Below are 17,649 nucleotides of genomic sequence, written 5' to 3'. Positions count from 1 at the left end.
CTAGCGTAACCGCTTCAGGGCCTCCTTGATGAGCTCCTGGGCGTTGGCCGAGGGGCGCTTGGCCAGGAGGTCCAGGACCACCCCCCGGGCCTGGCCCTCCTTGAAGCCCAAGGCGGTGAGGGCCAGGATGGCCTCCTCCGCCTTTTGGCTTTCCACCTTTTGCCCGCTGAGGAGGCTTAGGGGTACCTTCCCTTTGAGCTCCAAAGCGATCCGCTCGGCGAGCCTTCTTCCCACCCCGCTTGCCGCGGTGAGGAGGCGCAGGTCCCCCTGGGCCAGGGCCTGGGCCAGAAGCCTGGGGGTGAGGGCGGAGAGAAGGGAGAGGGCCACCTTGGGCCCCACCCCGCTCACGGAAAGGAGGAGCTCAAAGAGGAGGAGGCTTTCCTCGTCGGGAAAGCCATAGAGAAACAGGCCCTCCTCCCGGAGCTGGAGGTGGGTGTGGACCGCCACCTCCTGGCCCTCTTTGAGGCTTTGCAGAAAGGTCTGGGGGGCTTGCACCAGGAAGCCCACCCCGTTCACCAGAAGGAGAAACCCCCCTTCCTCCCTCTTCAGGACCGTGCCCCGGAGGTAGCGGATCATCGGCCCACGAACCTGGGCGGGCGTTTTTCCCTAAAGGCCCTTACCCCCTCCTCGTGGTCCTGGGTGCGCCCGGCCTCCCCCTGGAGGATGGCCTCGAGGGCCAGGGCCTCCGTCAGGGAAAGCCGGTAGGTTTCCAAAAGGAGCTTCTTGGTGAGGGCGTAGGTCCGGGTGGGCCCCTGGGCCAGCTCCTTTGCCAGGGCCAGGGCCTCCTCCAAAAGCCTTTCCCCCGGCACCACCCGGTGCACCAGGCCCAGGGCCTGGGCCTCCTCGGCGGAAAGCCTGGGGGAGAGGAGGAGGAGTTCCTGGGCCTTGGCGAACCCCACCAGCCGGGGCAGGATAAAGCTCATCCCCGAGTCCGGCACCAGGCCGATGCGCACGAAGGCGGGGGTGAAGCTGGCCTCCAGGGCCGCCAGGCGCAGGTCGCCCCAAAGGGCCAGGCTCATCCCCGCTCCCGCCGCCACCCCGTTCACCGCCACCACCAGGGGCTTCTCCAGCCCCGCCAGAGCCTCCACCACCCGGTTGTAGCGGCGGAGGTGGGCCTCGTAGTCGGGCTTGCCCTCCCCGAACTCCAAGAGGTCCTGCCCCGCACAGAAGGCCCGCCCGGCTCCCGTGAGGAGGAGGGCCCGGACCCCGGGGTCTTCCTGGGCCTCCTTTAGGACCTGGTAGAGTTCGTCCAGCAGGGCACCGGTTATGGCGTTCAGCTTTTCCGGCCGGTTTAGGCTGAGGATAAGGACGCCTTCCTGTCTCTCCTTCAGGACCATGGCCCTATTGTAAAGGTCCTGATACCGGTTGCCAAAGTTGTGGTCTGTTATTGACGTCTATCCTCTTCTGTGTTAAGGTAAAGGCGGAGAGATAGGGGTGAAGCTGTCCCATTGGGCCAGAAAGCACGGGATTCCCTACCGCACCGCCTGGAAGTGGTTCAAGCAAGGGATTCTGCCTGCCAGGGCCATCCAGCTACCCACGGGCACCATCCTGGTTCTTGAGGAAGAGGAAGAGGTTAGGCTCCCCCAGGATGCTGCGGCCATCTACACCCGGGTCTCGGTGCACGAGGCCAGGGACGACCTGGAACGCCAGGTCCAGAGGCTCCAGGACTACGCCGCTGCCAGGGGTTACCGGGTGGTGCGGGTGGTGAAGGAAGTGGCTTCGGGTCTGAACGATCGCAGGCCTCGTCTGGAAAAACTGCTTTTGGAGAAAGACTACGGGGTGCTCCTGGTAGAGCACAGGGACCGCCTGACCCGTTTCGGCTTTCACTATCTGGAACTGCTTCTCCATGAGCAGGGGAAGCGGGTGGAGGTGGTGAACGAGGCGGACACTCCCAGGGCGGATCTCATTGAAGACTTCGTGGCGGTGATCTACTCGTTTGCCGCAAGGCTGTACGGTTTGAGGGGGAAAAGGAAAGCCCGCAAGATCGTCTCGGAGCTGGTGGATGAAGCGCGGGAAGCGAACGGATGAAATCTACGGAAGCTACCTCCTCCCCCACGCCATGAACCGGGGGAAGGAGGAGAAGGTTCTTCAGGTGCTCCGCCAGTACCGCAGGGCGGCGGAAGGGATCCAACGCCTCCACCTGCGCCGTTTCTTTGAGGAAGGTAGCCTCTCCCGTTTCCTGGACCCCACAAGCGTTGGTCAGCCCCAAGGGGGCTACCTTGAAAGCCCCCTCTCCGACCGCTACCTGTGGGTGTGCTCCCAGCAGGTGGTGGACATGCTCAAGGGGCACCTGGAGCACCTGAAGAACAGGGTACGGGAGATTCTTCTTGGCTCTTCCCTTCCCAGGGAGAAGCGGGAGGTGCTCCTTCTTCTCAACTCCCGGGAGGCCTGGCTGAAGCCCGAGGTGCGCCAGGCCCTGGCCGAAGGGCAACCGCTGGTCTTTAAGGTTGTACGGAAAGACGAGAGCGGCAGGGAAAGGACCAAAACCCTCCAGGCCACCCCCGAGGACCTGCGCCTCCTACTCCATCTGTTCCGCCGGGCCAGGAAGGAACTTACCTGGCCCGGCATGCACCGCATCCAGATGCACCTGGATGGGAAGGTGGTCCGCTACGAGCCCAGGGGAAGGGGAAGGGGGAAACAAGCCACCCACTTCCCCGCCTGGCTCCATCTGGCCACCCTGGAGAAGGGGAAGAGGGTGGCCATCCCCCTGGGGGAGAACCCTTATGCCGAGGGCCGTAAGGGAGAGTGGCGGGATTTCTTTCAGGTCGGAGAGGAGAATGGAAGGGTCCAGATCCGTAGGGTTAAGGCCCTGAGCCCTAAGCCTTACACTCCCAGAACTGAACGCCTGGCGGTGGATATCGGGCTTTCCCCCCTTATCGCCACGGATCGCGGGGACCTCCTGGGCCGGGGTTTCCTGCGCCTTCTTGCCGCCTACGATACCGAGATCCAAACCATAGCCAAAAGAGCACAAAGGGAAGGCCGAAAGCTCTCCCAGGTACCCGAGTACCGGGAAGCGATGGGAAGACTCCGGGGATTCCTGAAAAACGAGGTGAACCGCCTTCTCAACCGGCTGGTGGCACTGCACGCACCCGCGGTGCTGGTGGTGGAAAGACTGGACCTGCGTTCTCCCGAGCTTTCCCGCCGGATGAACCGTCTTCTCTCCAACTTCGGGAGGCGCTACCTGAAGGAGAAACTGGCCCGGCTCGGGGAGCTTTACGGGATCAAGGTGGTGGAGGTAAATCCCGCGTACTCCTCCCAAGCGTGCTCACGGTGCGGGTACGTGGACCCCAGGAACCGCAGGGATACCCAGACCTTTGTCTGCCAGGCTTGTGGGCACAGGGGCAACGCCCAGGTGAACGCGGCCAGAAACCTTCTCCGGAGAAGTTCTCCGGAGGAGTCCGTCATCACCTTCACCCCGAAAAGGGAGACCCTTCGCCTGCTTCTGCGGAGGTATGCGGAGAGGTCTCGCCCCGGGTCAAGGCTGAGACCCGGGATACCGGGCGGAAGGAGTGCCGCCCTGGAGCAGGTGTGGGGGAAGAACCCTTACCTGAAGGGCTTTCCCGACCTGCTCCGAACCCTGGGGGGATAGAAGGGAATAAAAGGGGGAACTCCTAAAGCACCTACACCGCTTTTTGGTGTAGCGTAGATGAAGGGGGTATACGCCCCCTTCTTGGGAGGTAGGATGGAGCTCACGTTGGAAAGCCAAGGCTACCTGGAGGCCCTCTACCGGGCCTATCTGGAGGATCCCTTCTCCCTGCCGGAGGAGTGGCGCCGCTACTTTTCCGCCCTCGCCCTGGAGGGTTCCCGAAGAGAACCCCTCGAGGACGGCCGACGAGCCACCCCTCCCCTGGCCGAGGCGGTGGACCTGGCCTTCCTCCTCAAGGTGGAGCGCCTGGTCCAGGCCTACAGGGAGCTCGGCCACCTGGCGGCCCGCATAGACCCCTTGGGAAGGGAGCGTCCTAGGCCCAGGGAACTCACCCTCGAGGCCCATGGCCTTTCCCCGGAAGACCTTCCTAAGCCCCTTCCCCCCTTCTTCGGGGCGGCCACACTGGGAAGCCTCTGGGAAAGGCTGGAGGCCATCTACCTGGGCCCGGTGGGGTTTGAGCTTTCCCACATGGAACCGGAGGAGCGCTCCTGGCTTCTTGCCCACATCGAGGCCCCCTGGCCCAAGCCTCCCCGCGAGGTGCGCCGGCGCATGCTGGAGCGCCTCATGCAGGCGAGCCTCTTTGAAGCCTTCCTGCAGCGCAAGTACCTGGGGGCCAAGACCTTCAGCCTCGAGGGCCTGGAAGGCCTGGTCCCCCTTCTCTTGGAGGCGGTGGAGGAAGCCGCCCGCCACGGGGTCAGGGAGGTGGTCCTGGGCATGGCCCACCGGGGGCGGCTCAACGTCCTGGCCCACGTGGTGGGCAAGCCCTTTGAACGCATCTTCCGCGAGTTCGAGGAGATCTTCCCCGAGGGCTACTCGGGGGATGTGAAGTACCACCTGGGCTTCTCCAACGACCTCACCACCCCCTACGGGAAGGTGCACGTTTCCCTCAACTTCAACCCCAGCCACCTGGAGTTCGTGAACCCCGTGACCTTGGGGAGGCTTCGGGCCAAGCAGGACCGCTTTCAGGACCGGGAGCGCAAGCGGGGGCTGGCCATCCTGGTCCACGGGGACTCGGCCTTCATCGGGGAGGGCATCGTCCAGGAGACCCTGAACCTCTCCCGGCTTCCCGGCTACCGGGTGGGGGGGACCCTCCATGTGGTGGCCAACAACCAGCTGGGCTTCACCACCCTGCCCGAGGAGTACACCTCCTGCCGCTACCCCACGGACATCGCCAAGATGCTTTCGGTCCCCATCTTCCACGTGAACGCCGAGGCCCTGGACGAGCTCTGGTTCGTCTTGGGCCTGGCCTTGGAGTACCGGAAGCGCTACGGCAAGGACGTGGTCATCGACCTGGTGGGCTACCGCCGCCGGGGCCACAACGAGACGGACGAGCCCACCTTCACCCAGCCCCCCATGTATGCCCTCATCTCCAAGAAGCCCGAGCCCTGGAAGGTCTATGCGGAGAGGCTCCTTGCCGAAGGGGTGGTGGCGGAGGGGGAGCTTAAAGCCAAGGAGGAAGCCTACCTGGCGAACCTGGAGAGCGAGTTCGCCCGGGTCAAGGCGGAGCCGGGCCCCGTGGTGCCCCACGGCCTTTCCGGCATCTGGCAGGGGTACGTGGGTGGGCCCGACCACCTGGTGCCCGAGGTGGATACCGGGGTGCCCCTGGAGGCGCTAAAGGAGCTCCTTCTCCGCCTGAGCGCCGTGCCCGAGGGCTTCCAGGTGCATCCCAAGCTGAAGCGGTTCCTCGAGGCCCGAAAGGAGATGGCCGAGGCTAAGCGCCCCCTGGACTGGGCGGCGGCCGAGGCCTTGGCCTTCGCCTCCTTGGCCGCCGAGGGGCACCGGGTGCGCCTCACGGGGCAGGATGCCCTAAGGGGCACCTTCACCCAGCGCCACGCCGCCCTGTACGACTACCAGACGGGAAGGCCCTACATCTCCTTGCAGCACCTGGCCGAGGGCCAGGCGGAGGTGGAGATCTACAACTCCCCCCTCTCCGAGGCCGGGGTGCTGGGGTTTGAGTACGGCTACAGCCTGGACTACCCCGAGGGCCTCGTCCTCTGGGAGGCCCAGTTCGGGGACTTCGTCAACGTGGCCCAGGTCTACATCGACCAGTTCCTGGCCAGCGCCGAGGCCAAGTGGAACCGGCTTTCCGGTTTGGTCCTCCTCCTGCCCCACGGCCTCGAGGGCCAGGGCCCCGAGCACTCCTCCGCCCGGCTGGAGCGCTTCTTGCAGCTTGGGGCCAAGGACAACCTCCAGGTGGCCTACCCCACCACCCCCGCCCAGTTCTTCCACCTCCTCCGCCGCCAGGTGAAGCGCCCCATCCGCAAGCCCCTCGTGGTCCTCACCCCCAAAAGCCTCCTCCGCCACCCCGAGGTGGTCTCCAGCCTGGAGGAGCTTGCCCAGGGGCGCTTCCAGAAGGTGATCCCGGAAAGGGTCAAGGGGGCGAGGAAGGTCCTTCTCACCTCGGGGAAGGTCTACTACGACCTCCTGCAAAAGCGGAGGGAGGTGGGGGCGGAGGACGTGGCCTTGATCCGGCTGGAACTCCTCTACCCCTTCCCCGAGGCCGAGCTCAAGGAGGCCCTGGGCTTCTACCCCAGGAAGACCCCGGTGGTCTACGTTCAGGAGGAGCCGGTGAACCAGGGGGCCTGGTGGTACCTCTCCGCCCGCTTCTGCGGGGAGATCTACGGCCACCCCTTCAGCGTGGTGGCCCGGCCGGAGTCCCCAAGCCCCGCCGTGGGTTCTTCCAAGGTGCACAAGGAAGAGCAGGAGGCGCTTCTTGAGGAAGCCTTTAAGTGAGGAGGTAGACGATGCAGGAACTGAAAGTGCCCTCCGTGGGCGAGTCCATCGTGGAAGTGGAGATCGGCGCCTGGCTGAAGAAGGAAGGGGAAAGCTTTGCCCAGGATGAGCCCCTGGTGGAGCTCATCACCGACAAGGCCACCCTGGAGCTTCCCGCCCCCTTTGCGGGAACCCTGGAGCGGATCCTGAAGCGCACCGGGGAAACCGCCAGGGTGGGGGAGGCCATCGCCCTTCTTAAGGCCTTGGGAGAGGGGCTTCCCCGGCCTGAGCCCGAGGCTGTGGTACCCCAGGCACCCGAGCCCCAAGAGCCCCTGGCCATGCCCGCCGCGGAGCGGGTTTTGCGGGAGGCGGGGGTATCCCCCGGGGAGGTGGTGGGCACGGGCCTGGGCGGGCGGATCCTCAAGGAGGACGTGGAGCGCCACCTGGAGGAGAGGGCCAGGCAGGCCCCACCCCAGGCGGTGCCTTCCCGGATGCCGGAGCCTGCGCCGCTTCCCGCCCAACCCCCGGCCGACCGCCCCTGGCGGGTGAGCGAGGCGGTGCCCATGAGCCCCTTGCGCCGCCGCATTGCGGAAAGGCTCCTCCTGGCCCGGCAGACCACCGCCATGCTCACCACCTTCAACGAGGCGGATATGTCCGCCATCATCGCCTTGAGGAGGGAGCTGGGGGAGGCCTTCCAGAAGAAGCACGGGGTGAAGCTGGGCTTCATGAGCTTCTTCGTGAAGGCGGTGGTCCAGGCCCTCAAGGAGATTCCCGAGCTCAACGCCGAGATCCGGGACAACACCATCCTCTACCACCGCTACTACGACATCGGGGTGGCCGTGGGGGGTGGGGAGGGGCTGGTGGTGCCCGTGATCCGGGATGCCGACCGGCTTTCCTTCGCCGAGATCGAGCGCCAGATCGCCGATTTCGCCGAAAGGGCCCGCACCAAGAAGCTGAAGCCCGATGAGCTCATGGGGGGCACCTTCACCATCACCAACGGGGGGGTGTACGGCTCCCTCAACTCCACTCCCCTCCTCAACCCCCCTCAGGTGGGCATCCTGGGCATGCACGCCATCCAGGAAAGGCCCGTGGCCCGGGAGGGGCAGGTGATGGTCCGGCCCATGATGTACCTGGCCCTTTCCTACGACCACCGCATCGTGGACGGCCGGGAGGCGGTGACCTTTTTGAGGCGGGTCAAGGAACTGGTGGAAAACCCCGTGCGCCTCTTGTTGGAGGTCTAGCATGTACAGTTACGACCTTTTGGTGATCGGGGCGGGGCCCGGGGGGTATGTGGCCGCCATCCGGGCCGCCCAGCTGGGGATGAAGGTGGGGGTGGTGGAGAAGGAGAAGGCCCTGGGGGGCACCTGCTTGCGGGTGGGGTGCATTCCCTCCAAGGCCCTTTTGGAAACCACCGAGCGCATCTACGAGGTGAAAAAGGGCTTGATCGGGGCTAGGGTGCAGGGCCTCGAGGTGGACCTCCCCGCCCTTCTCGCCCACAAGGACAAGGTGGTCCAGGCCAACACCCAGGGCATTGAGTTCCTCTTCAAGAAAAACGGCATCGCCCGCCACCTGGGCACGGCCCGTTTCCTCTCTGAGCGCAAGGTTTTGGTGGAGGAGACGGGGGAGGAGCTAGAAGCCCGCTTCATCCTCATCGCCACGGGAAGCGCCCCCCTCATCCCCCCTTGGGCGGAGGTGGACGGGGAAAGGGTGGTGACCTCCACCGAGGCCCTTTCCTTCCCCGAGGTGCCGGGGCGCCTCATCGTGGTGGGGGGTGGGGTGATCGGCTTAGAGCTTGGGGTGGTCTGGCACCGCCTGGGGGCGGAGGTGACCATTCTGGAGTACCTGGACCGGATCCTACCCACCATGGACGGGGAGGTCTCCCGGGCGGCGGAAAGGGTTTTCAAAAAGGAAGGCCTCGAGATCCGCACCGGGGTGCGGGTCACCGCTGTCCTTCCCGCGGGGAAGGGGGCCCGGGTAGAACTGGCGGGGGGGGAGGTCCTCGAGGCGGACCGGGTTTTGCTGGCCGTGGGGCGCAGGCCCTACACCGAGGGGCTTTCCTTGGAAAACGCCGGGCTTTCCACGGACGAGCGGGGGAGGATACCTGTGGACGAGCACTTGAGGACCCGTGTCCCCCACATCTACGCCATCGGGGATGTGGTCCGCGGGCCCATGCTGGCCCACAAGGCCAGCGAGGAAGGGATCGCCGCCGTGGAGCATATGGCGAAGGGCTTCGCCCACCTGGACTACCAGGCCATCCCCAGCGTGGTCTACACCCACCCCGAGGTGGCGGGGGTGGGGTACACGGAGGAGGAGCTAAAGGCCCAAGGGGTTCCCTACAAGGTGGGCCGTTTCCCTTACTCCGCCTCGGGCCGGGCCCGGGCCATGGGGGAGACCGAGGGCTTCGTCAAGGTCCTGGCCCACGCCAAGACCGACCGCATCCTGGGGGTTCACGGCATCGGGGCCCGGGTGGGGGACATCCTGGCAGAGGCCGCCCTGGCCATCTTCTTCAAGGCCAGCGCCGAGGACGTGGGCCGTGCCCCCCACGCCCACCCCTCCCTCTCCGAGATCCTCAAGGAGGCCGCTTTGGCGGCTTGGGAGAAGCCCATTCACCTTTAGGGAAAAGCGTGACCCCGGCCAGGAGAGCCTGGCCGGGGCTTTGCTGTGGCTCAGTTTGTCTTGACCAGCTCCAGGCGGTACTTGTTGAAGGGGCTGTTGTCCGAGGCTGCCAGATCAGAGGCGATGGTGTAGCTGGTCACCACCAGGTAGTAGGTGCCGCTTGCGGGCAGGGAAAAGGTGATTTCGGAGTCGGTGATCTGGCCGGGTACCAGGTCGTCGTTCTCCTCCAAGACGTTCCCCGCGGCGTCCAGGAGGAAGAGGTAGGAGTCCAAGGTGCCGCCGATGCTGGACTTGGCGTAGACCCGGGCTCGAATCTCGTCGCCTGCGGTCCCGGTGAAGGCGAAAAAGTCAAAGTCCCTGGGCTGGCTGAAGATGTAGGCGAGCTGGGTAGTGATCCCGTAGGCGATGGGCGTGGCTTGGGATGGGCTGTCGTTGGGCTCGTAGGGGTCGGTGGGGTTGAGGTTGACCTCGGTGGCGTTCAGGCGCACCAGCTTGAAGACGGGGTTAGCTGCTGTGGAGCCGGAGGTGGCTATCAGGGTGCCCACGAAGGTGCCCCGCTCCTCGGGGAGCCCGCCTGTGAGGGACAGGTCGGCCCCAGCCACGTAGATGTCGTACTCCCCGGGGGCGATCTCGTAGAACCAGGCTTCCCCACTGAGGTCGGTGCGGGCCCAGTAGACCGGGGTGGGGTCGGCGGCGTCTCCAGGCCGCAGGCCCTTGCCGCGGAGGATCACGTCCGCCAGGAGGCCGGGGAAGAGGCCGTTTTCGTTGAAGTACTCCACCTTCACCCGCACCACCGCACCCTTGGACGGCAAGTCGGCGCAGCCCCGGCGGAGGAGATCCGCCAGGTTTCCGGCGTTCAGGTGGCCAAAGCCCTTCTCCCGGGAGAAAGTTCTCTCCCAGGTGGTGGTTTCCAGGGACCGGCGCACCTGGTAGGGGGTGGCGCCCGGGCAGGCTTGCTTCACCAAGGCGGCAGCAGCGGCCGTATAGGGGCCAGAGAAGGAGGTGCCGGAAATCAGGCCGTAGCCCCCTCCTAGCCAGGTGGGGTTGGCCAGCAGCACGTCCAAGCCGGGAGCGGCGCTGGACACGTGGCGGCCGTAGGTGGAGAAGTCGGTCTTGTTGCGGTTGCCGTCCGCCGCCACCGAGGCAATGATGCCCGGGTAGCCGGCGGGGGTGCGCACCTCGTCCTTGGAGGAGTTGCCGGCGCTGGCTACCACCACCACCCCGTTGGCCAGGGCGTAGTCAAAGGCTTCCTTTACCAGGTTCCCGTAGCCCAGGCCGCCCCAGGAGTTGTTCAGCACCTGGGCGCCATTATTTACTGCCCACACGATGCCCCGAGCCACGTAGAAGTCGCCCACATAGTCGGGCTGGAAGATGGCCACGGGGAGGAACTTGCTTTTGGGAGCCAGACCCGCGATGCCCTGGCCATCCCGGGGAGCGCTCACGGTGGAGGCCACGAAGGTGCCGTGGTAGATGTTGGGGTTGTTGTTGATGAAGGCCAACCAGGCACTGGCGCTGGTGTAGGTGGTGTTGGTCACGGGGTCGTAGGCCTTGCCTGCCCAGTTGGCGGCCAGGTCAGGGTGGGTAACATCGGCCGGGTCGTCGATGATGGCCACCGTAACCCCTTCTCCCTCAAAGCCCAGGTCCCAGGCCCGCTTAGCGTCCAGATGGCGCGGGTCCAGGGCGTACTGGGGCAGAGCGTCCAGAAGCTGATCGGCGGGGTTGCCCAAGGGCGAGAGGTCGCTGGCCCGAGTCCTGGGGATTTCCACCGGGTCGTCTTTGGGCGGGACTACCTGGGCCAGGTGGGGTTCGGCGTAGCGCAAGCCCGGCAGGCCCTTTAGGGCACGGCTGGCCTTGAGGGCATCCCCGGGAACCTGGAGCAGGGCGGCCTTGAGCTCGGGGATGCGGGCCAGCTCCTTAGCCCCGAGCTTGGCCACGATTTCCTGGAGAGCGGTCTCGTCCTGATACCCCACCACCACCTGCCCCTGGAAGTGGCGGATGCCCTCGGAGCTCACGAGGAGGCCGGGGTTGGCCGGCGGGGTGGCCGTGCGGGGAGCTTGGGAGCAAGCGGCCAGCAAGGCGGTGAGGCCGAGGAAAAGCAAGCGGAGCGTCTTCATGGTTCCTCCTTACTGCCCCGTGGTGAAGTCGAAGACCTGAGTGCCTGGACGGGTGATGCGGATGAAGGACGTGGAGCTGGGCCAGGTCTGGATGCTGTAGGCCGAGATCCGGTAACCCTCTGCGGGGTTGTACTTGTAGGCGTAGCTCACGTAAAGCTGCCAGGCGTAGGTGCGCAGGGCCTGGAGGGCGGAAAGCTGGGCTAGGCCATCGAAGTTGTAGGGCATGGTGACGGTGCCCTGAGGTACATTTACAGGGACCAGGCTGGGTTTAGTGGGAGCAACCACGCCTGCAGTATCGGTGAAGATCACGACATCGTTGACTGTGGGGTGGAACCCGTAAACCAGGGCTTCTCCTTCGGGGATACCGTTTTCCGGAGTGCCGAACTCCACCAGGAGGTTGTACCCGGCCAGGGTCTGCCACGCCACGCTGTCCCCGGTAAGGGTGTCCCACAAGACCAGGTTGTAGGCGGCGCCGTCCGCGCCGATGCCAAGTTGGGGGTGGCCGATGGTGAAGTTGGGCGTGAGGGGAACACCGGTGCTTTCGTCCGCGGGGCTCATCAGGGGGGCGAAGAAGGGAGGCAAGGGCGTGGTGGTGCTAGGCGCACTTTCAGCACGGTTGGTGCCCCGGGCCACGACGCGGTAGGAGTAAGTCTGGCCAGGGGTGAGGTCAGGGGAGGCGTCGCGGAAGAAGAAGGGGCGGTCCAGAGGGTTGTCGGGGCAACTGCTGCTTCTAGCCCCACCCACGGTGCCCACCCGGGTCCAGTTGGTCCCGTCGGTGGAGCGTTCGATGTCAAAAGCGAAGGGGGTGGCAGTGGCGGTGTAGCACCAGCGCACCTCCACGTAGAGGTTGCTTCCCTCCGGTACCGCCTCAGGGTCCAGGGTGAGCTCGCCCATTGTGCCCTTGGCTACCGGCACCTTAAGGGTAGTTGGGCTCTTGACGCTGAAGAAGCCCACCGCCTGGCTCAGGGTGATGGCGGTGGCGGCCACCCTGGTGGGGGAGCTCACGTTGTTGTTCTGGTTGGCCGAAGTGTTCTTAAAGGTGATGGGAATCAGGTAGTGGCTGCGGTTCAGGTTGAAGTCGTAGGCCACCACCTCCACGTAAACGGTTTCCCCGCTGGCGCTGCCGAAGCCGGCCACATTGGCACCGCTGAGGGCGCGATTGCCGGTGTCCTCCACGTTGCTGAACACCTGGCGGGTCCAGGTGGGGCTGTTGGTGATGAAGGCCGACCCCGGAGTGCGGCCCAGGGCCACGTAGATGTAGCGCATGGGACGGACGTAGTCCTTGGTGGTGTCCACCTGGACGCGGAAGGGGATGGTGTTGGTGAAGGTACCCCCTTCCAGGGATTGGGTGCCGTCCTGGGTGATGAGGAGGGTGGGCGGGGTGGTGGTGGCGGTGGCGTCGAAGGCCTGGCGCTGAATGAGGGTGACGCTGGTCATCTCCGGCACCCGGATGCCCTCCAGAACGCTTCCCGCCATGCCGGGCTTCTGGGCCTCGAGGCGGTAGGTGCCGGGGGCCAGGGTGCCAAAGCTGAAGCTCCCATCGGCTCCGGAGAGGGTCGTGGCCACCAGGTTGCCGTTTTTGTAGAGCTTGAGCGTGCTTCCGGCCACGGGCCCGCCGGCGTACTCGCTGACCACCGTACCAGAAAGGTTGTGTACAGCAGTCGGGTCGTAGGTTACCTGGACTGTGGCGCTACCCTTGTTGTTGGCCTGGTCGTAGGCGTGGACGGTGATGGTGTTTTGGCCCTGCTGGAGGGTGACTTGGAACTGGAAGGAGACGTTTGGTCCGGGGGTGATGGTGATCTGCTGTTCCTGGCCGCCGTTGAGCTGATAGGTGATGCGGGCCACCTGGGTGTTGTCCTGGGCGGAGCCTTGGACGGTGACCTGGGGGGTGTTGACCGTGCTCCCGTCCTGGGGTTGGGTGATGGTGATGGTGGGCTTTTGAGTATCTGGGGCTGGCGAACATCCAGCCAGCCAGAGTCCCAGGCTAGCTAACGCCCACAGGACGCCTTTGGCAAGCCTCATGCTACCCTCCTGCAGGTGGTTGTGGAGGAAAAGGACCTTGGCTGGTTGAGTGGCCGATAGGGATTTGCCATAACGCGCACCTCCTCGCTAGGAGATTTTCCGGAAGGACTATATGCTGGCCTTTGGGATGCCGTCAAGGGGTTGTAGTCGGTCAACACATTTGAGACTCTGTGGGGACCGCCTCCCCCCGTATTCTAGCCAGGTACTCTAAAGGGGCCAGGCCCCCCAAGGCCCGGTGGGGTCGCCGGCGGTTGTAGTGGTCCAGGTAGGCGTCAAGCTCCCTTTGGAGCTCGGGGATCTGTGAAGGCAACGGTCGTGTGTAGAACTCATCCCTAAAGGTCCGCTGCATCCGCTCCACGTGACCATTGAGCTTGGGGCTCCTCGGCGGTTCATTTGGGGTAGGGGCCCCAAAGAGGAAGAACGAAGAGCTTAACGCCCAAACGTTCACAGGCCTCCTCAAAATCGGACATAAACTCGCTGCCCCCATCCACCTGCACCGCACGGATAGGAAAAGGCGCTCGCACCATCAGGCGGGCAAGAAAGCTGGCCGCCAGGTTGGCCGTGGCTCGGGTGTGGACTTCCGCAAGGGAGAAACGGGTGAAGAGGTCGACGGCCGAGAAGTGCTGGATCCTCTCCCCAGGGCCCAGGGTCACGGTGAGGGTATCCACCTGGATAAGGTCGCCAGGGTGACCCACCTCGTATCCCTTGGGCTTCCTTTGCGCATAGGGCCTCCTGGGTCTTCGCCCCCCCTTCCCCCGCCGGGCCTGGGCCAGAAAGGCGGCTACGCTTTCCACGCGGCCGTGTGCTTCCAGGTAGGCCAGGATCCGCCCCACGGTGCGCTCGCTCACCGCAAAGCCCTCCTTCCTTAGGGTCAGCCAAATCGGCCAGCGGCCCCAGGTGGGGTTCTCCTTCCTTAGGGCTTCCACCCGGATCAGCAGATCGGAAGACCAGTAAATCCTCCGCCGCAAGCGCTGCGGTTCATTTGGGGTAGGGGCCCCAAAGCGGACGTCTTGACCGAGGCTTAAGACCGGCAAGGCCCTCTTCCTTGAGGCGTTTCCGCCAGCGGTAATAGGTGGCCCGGCTGATCCCCAAAAGCTCCTGGATCTCGGGCCAGCCCACCCGGTATTTCCTGAGCGCCTCTACCTGTTTGAGCTTCCGTAAGCGCTCCTGAACCGTGGGATCGCCGGCCCCAGCCTCTTGGAGTTCCCGGGCCTTTTGTGCTCCCCGGAAAACCTTTTTGCCGACCGTGGTAAGCTGCATCCGTGGGGACCCCCTCTCTCCTGGAGTGGTCCCCACATTTTTACTCGTCCAGTCTCACATGTGTCTGTCCGGGTTCAGGGGTTGCCCTACAGTGTGTATACTTATTCATGCCCCCTAGGGGGCGGACTCGAGGTCAGCATGAAGATCGTCCTGGCATACTCCGGCGGGCTGGATACCAGCATCATCCTCAAGTGGCTCAAGGAAACCTACAAGGCCGAGGTCATCGCCTTCACCGTGGACATCGGCCAGGGGGAGGAGGTGGAGGAGGCCCGGCAAAAGGCCCTCAGGACCGGGGCCTCCAAGGCCATCGCCCTGGACCTAAGGGAAGAGTTCGTGCGGGACTTCGTCTTCCCCATGTTCCGCGCGGGCGCGGTGTATGAGGGGTACTACCTCCTCGGCACCTCCATCGCCCGGCCCCTCATCGCCAAGTACCTGGTGAGGATCGCCGAGGAGGAAGGGGCGGAGGCCATCTCCCACGGGGCCACGGGCAAGGGCAACGACCAAGTGCGCTTTGAGCTCACCGCCTACGCCCTGAAGCCCGACATCCGGGTGATCGCCCCCTGGCGGGAGTGGAGCTTCAAGGGCCGGCAGGAGATGATCGCCTATGCGGAGGCCCACGGCATCCCCGTTCCCGTGACCCAGGAGAAACCTTATTCCATGGACGCCAATCTCCTGCATATTTCCTACGAGGGAGGGGTCCTCGAGGACCCCTGGGCCGAACCCCCCAAGGGGATGTTCCGCATGACCGTGGACCCCGAGGAAGCCCCCGATGCCCCGGAGTACGTGGAGGTGGAGTTTGAGCGGGGGGATCCCGTGGCGGTGAACGGGGAACGGCTCTCCCCGGCAGCCCTGCTGCAAAGGCTCAACGAGATCGGAGGCCGCCACGGGGTGGGCCGGGTGGACCTGGTGGAGAACCGCTTCGTGGGCATGAAGTCCCGGGGGGTCTACGAAACCCCGGGGGGGACCCTCCTCTACCACGCCCGCCGGGCGGTGGAAAGCCTCACCCTGGACCGGGAGGTGCTCCACCAGCGGGACCAGCTTGCCCCCAAGTACGCCGAGCTCGTCTACTACGGCTTCTGGTACGCCCCGGAGCGGGAGGCCCTCCAGGCCTACTTCGACCACGTGGCCCAGGCGGTCACCGGGGTGGCCCGGCTGAAGCTCTACAAGGGAAACGTCTACGTGGTGGGGAGGAAGGCCCCCAAAAGCCTTTACCAGAAGGACCTGGTTTCCTTCGACGAGCTCGGGGGCTACGACCAGAAGGACGCCGAGGGCTTCATCAAGATCAACGCCCTGAGGCTCAGGGTACGGGCCTTGGTGGAGGCTTTGCCGTCAGGGAACGAGGGGGAAGGGAAGGGCCATGGCGCATAGGACCTGGGGTGGCCGCTTCGCCGAGGGCCCAAGCGAGCTGGCGGCTCGCTTTAACGCTTCCCTTCCCTTCGACCGGGCCCTTTGGCGGGAGGACCTCTGGCAGAACCGGGTGCACGCCCGGATGCTCCACCGGGTGGGCCTTCTCACCGAGGAGGAGCTAAGGGCCATCCTCGAGGGCCTGGACCAGATCGAGCGGGAGATCGAGGCGGGCACCTTCCCCTGGCGGGAGGAGCTTGAGGATGTACACATGAACCTGGAGGCCCGCCTCATCGAACTCGTGGGTCCACCGGGGGGCAAGCTCCACACGGCGAGGAGCCGGAACGACCAGGTGGCCACTGATCTCCGGCTTTTCCTCCGGGGGGCCATAGACGAGCTTCTCTCCCTCCTTTTGGACCTGCGCCGGGTTCTGGTGCGGGAGGCCGAGCGGCACCTCGAGCCCCTTTACGTCCTTCCCGGCTACACCCACCTGCAACGGGCCCAGCCCATCTTGCTTTCCCACTGGTTTTTGGCCTACTACGAGATGTTTCTCCGGGATGCAGGAAGGCTGAGGGACGCCAGGGAGCGCCTTAACGAAAGCCCCCTGGGGGCCGCGGCCCTGGCGGGGACGGGCTTCCCCATAGACCGCCACTACACCGCACGGGAGCTTGGCTTTGCCGCTCCCATGCGGAACTCCTTGGACGCGGTGGCGAGCCGGGACTTCGCCCTGGAGGTGCTTTCCGCCCTCAACATCGGCATGCTGAACCTCTCCCGGATGGCGGAGGAACTCATCCTCTATAGCACCGAGGAGTTCGCCTTCGTGGAGGTCCCGGATGCCTTCGCCACCGGCTCTTCCATCATGCCCCAGAAGAAGAACCCGGACATCCTGGAGCTCATCCGGGCCAAGGCGGGAAGGGTCTTAGGGGCCCTGGTGGCCCTCTCCACCGTGGTGAAGGGCCTGCCCCTTGCCTACAACAAGGACCTGCAGGAGGACAAGGAACCCCTTCTGGATGCCTTCGCCACCTACCGGGATAGCCTTAAGCTCCTCACCGCCCTTCTTCCTGGGCTTAGGTGGCGGCGGGAGAGGATGTGGCGGGCGGCGGAGGAGGGCTATGCCTTGGCCACGGAGCTCGCCGACTACCTGGCGGAAAAGGGGCTTCCCTTCCGGGAGGCCCACCACGTGGTGGGGCGCCTGGTGCGGAGGCTTGTGGAGGAGGGTAGGGCCTTGAAGGGCCTGACCCTGGAGGAGCTTAAGGCCCACCACCCCCTCTTCGCCGAGGATGCCCTGCCGCTTCTCCAGCTGGAATCCGCTATCCACCGGCGGGGTTCCTTCGGGGGCACGGCCCCTATGGCGGTGCGGGAAAGGATCTTGGAGGCTAAGAAGGAGGTGGGCCTTGCTTGAAGCCCGGATAGAGCTACCCACGGTTTCCTTGCCCGAGGTGCGCCCTTCTCTCGCGGTGGAGCTCAGGAAGGCCAGGCTGAGCGATGTGGACGCCATCTACTGGATCATCCGCTACTGGGCGGAGAAGGGCCTGATGCTCGTCCGGAGCCACAGCCACCTCTACGAGAACATCCGCGACTTCCAGGTCCTCGAGGACGAGGACGGGAACATCGTGGGCACCGTGGCCCTGCACGTGCTCTGGCGGGATCTGGCGGAGATCAGGGGCCTGGCGGTGCACCCCAACAGGCAGGGGGAGGGGCTTGGGCGCTGGCTGGTCCTGGGGGCGGAACGGGAGGCCCGGGATCTGGGCCTGCCCCGGGTCTTCGCCTGGACGCTTCAGGTGGGCTTCTTCCGCTCCTTGGGCTACCAGGTCACCACCCGGGAGGCCCTGCCCCCCAAGGTGTGGAGCGAGTGCAACGCCTGCCCCTTCTACGAGAACTGCCGGGAGATCGCCGTCATCAAGCACCTTTCCCCGGGGGCCTTCGGGGGCTAGA

The 17,649-nt window shown here is 65.3% G+C and carries 12 protein-coding genes and 1 pseudogene; 8 read left to right on the top strand and 5 right to left on the bottom strand.

What is annotated here, in order from left to right; all coding sequences use genetic code 11:
- Together ruvA and MI302_RS10835 are read right to left on the bottom strand one after the other, a co-directional pair.
- A complete protein-coding gene (gene ruvA / locus MI302_RS10840; RefSeq protein ID WP_019550416.1) occupies nucleotides 1-576 on the bottom strand; it encodes a Holliday junction branch migration protein RuvA in 576 nt (191 codons plus the stop codon).
- Complete coding sequence (locus tag MI302_RS10835) at nucleotides 573-1,337, bottom strand: enoyl-CoA hydratase-related protein (RefSeq protein WP_019550415.1); 765 nt, start codon at nucleotides 1,335-1,337, stop codon at nucleotides 573-575. The genes ruvA and MI302_RS10835 overlap by 4 nt, the downstream gene beginning before the upstream one ends.
- A gap of 91 nt (nucleotides 1,338-1,428) precedes the next feature.
- Here MI302_RS10835 and MI302_RS10830 point away from each other — a divergent pair, with 91 nt between their 5' ends.
- The 5 genes from MI302_RS10830 (at nucleotide 1,429) to lpdA (ending at nucleotide 8,974) form a co-directional block, all read left to right on the top strand.
- Complete coding sequence (locus tag MI302_RS10830) at nucleotides 1,429-2,028, top strand: IS607 family transposase (RefSeq protein WP_172958042.1); 600 nt, start codon at nucleotides 1,429-1,431, stop codon at nucleotides 2,026-2,028.
- Nucleotides 2,003-3,589: a zinc ribbon domain-containing protein gene (locus tag MI302_RS10825; protein WP_015716192.1), complete on the top strand. Its 1,587-nt coding sequence runs from the start codon at nucleotides 2,003-2,005 to the stop codon at nucleotides 3,587-3,589. The genes MI302_RS10830 and MI302_RS10825 overlap by 26 nt, the downstream gene beginning before the upstream one ends.
- 93 nt (nucleotides 3,590-3,682) lie before the next feature.
- Nucleotides 3,683-6,379, top strand: a complete 2,697-nt coding sequence (locus MI302_RS10820; protein ID WP_239725788.1) for a 2-oxoglutarate dehydrogenase E1 component — start codon at nucleotides 3,683-3,685, stop codon at nucleotides 6,377-6,379.
- 11 nt (nucleotides 6,380-6,390) lie between these two features.
- The gene (gene odhB / locus MI302_RS10815) at nucleotides 6,391-7,599 is read left to right on the top strand and encodes a 2-oxoglutarate dehydrogenase complex dihydrolipoyllysine-residue succinyltransferase (RefSeq protein ID WP_239725787.1); all 1,209 of its coding nucleotides are present in this window, start codon (nucleotides 6,391-6,393) and stop codon (nucleotides 7,597-7,599) included.
- A 1-nt stretch (nucleotide 7,600) separates the two neighbouring features.
- On the top strand, nucleotides 7,601-8,974 hold the full coding sequence (lpdA, locus tag MI302_RS10810) for a dihydrolipoyl dehydrogenase (RefSeq protein ID WP_239725786.1): 1,374 nt from the start codon (nucleotides 7,601-7,603) through the stop codon (nucleotides 8,972-8,974).
- A 50-nt stretch (nucleotides 8,975-9,024) separates the two neighbouring features.
- On the opposite strand, the gene MI302_RS10805 is transcribed toward lpdA, so the two are convergent.
- The 3 genes and pseudogenes from MI302_RS10805 to MI302_RS10795 form a co-directional block, all read right to left on the bottom strand.
- Nucleotides 9,025-11,088 (bottom strand): S8 family serine peptidase, encoded by a 2,064-nt coding sequence (locus tag MI302_RS10805; RefSeq protein WP_239725785.1) that lies wholly within the window; start codon nucleotides 11,086-11,088, stop codon nucleotides 9,025-9,027.
- A gap of 9 nt (nucleotides 11,089-11,097) precedes the next feature.
- The gene (locus MI302_RS10800) at nucleotides 11,098-13,110 is read right to left on the bottom strand and encodes a carboxypeptidase regulatory-like domain-containing protein (protein ID WP_239725784.1); all 2,013 of its coding nucleotides are present in this window, start codon (nucleotides 13,108-13,110) and stop codon (nucleotides 11,098-11,100) included.
- A pseudogene (locus tag MI302_RS10795) lies at nucleotides 13,107-14,370 on the bottom strand (integrase core domain-containing protein). Before MI302_RS10795 ends, MI302_RS10800 begins: the two are co-directional and overlap by 4 nt.
- 138 nt (nucleotides 14,371-14,508) lie before the next feature.
- Between MI302_RS10795 and MI302_RS10790 the strand changes: the two are divergent.
- The 3 genes from MI302_RS10790 to MI302_RS10780 are packed head-to-tail and all read left to right on the top strand — an operon-like array spanning nucleotide 14,509 to nucleotide 17,648.
- Nucleotides 14,509-15,738 (top strand): argininosuccinate synthase, encoded by a 1,230-nt coding sequence (locus MI302_RS10790; protein ID WP_239725783.1) that lies wholly within the window; start codon nucleotides 14,509-14,511, stop codon nucleotides 15,736-15,738.
- Nucleotides 15,728-17,116: an argininosuccinate lyase gene (argH, locus tag MI302_RS10785; RefSeq protein ID WP_239725782.1), complete on the top strand. Its 1,389-nt coding sequence runs from the start codon at nucleotides 15,728-15,730 to the stop codon at nucleotides 17,114-17,116. Before MI302_RS10790 ends, argH begins: the two co-directional genes overlap by 11 nt.
- Entirely contained in the window at nucleotides 17,109-17,648 is a 540-nt protein-coding gene (locus MI302_RS10780; RefSeq protein WP_370687345.1) for an N-acetyltransferase, read from the top strand. The genes argH and MI302_RS10780 overlap by 8 nt, the downstream gene beginning before the upstream one ends.
- Nucleotide 17,649: the final 1 nt, after the last annotated feature.

Source organism: Thermus sp. NEB1569 (assembly GCF_022385295.1).
In the GTDB taxonomy this organism is placed as follows: Bacteria; Deinococcota; Deinococci; order Deinococcales; family Thermaceae; genus Thermus; species Thermus scotoductus.
This window is presented reverse-complemented; position numbering and strand designations above follow the sequence as displayed.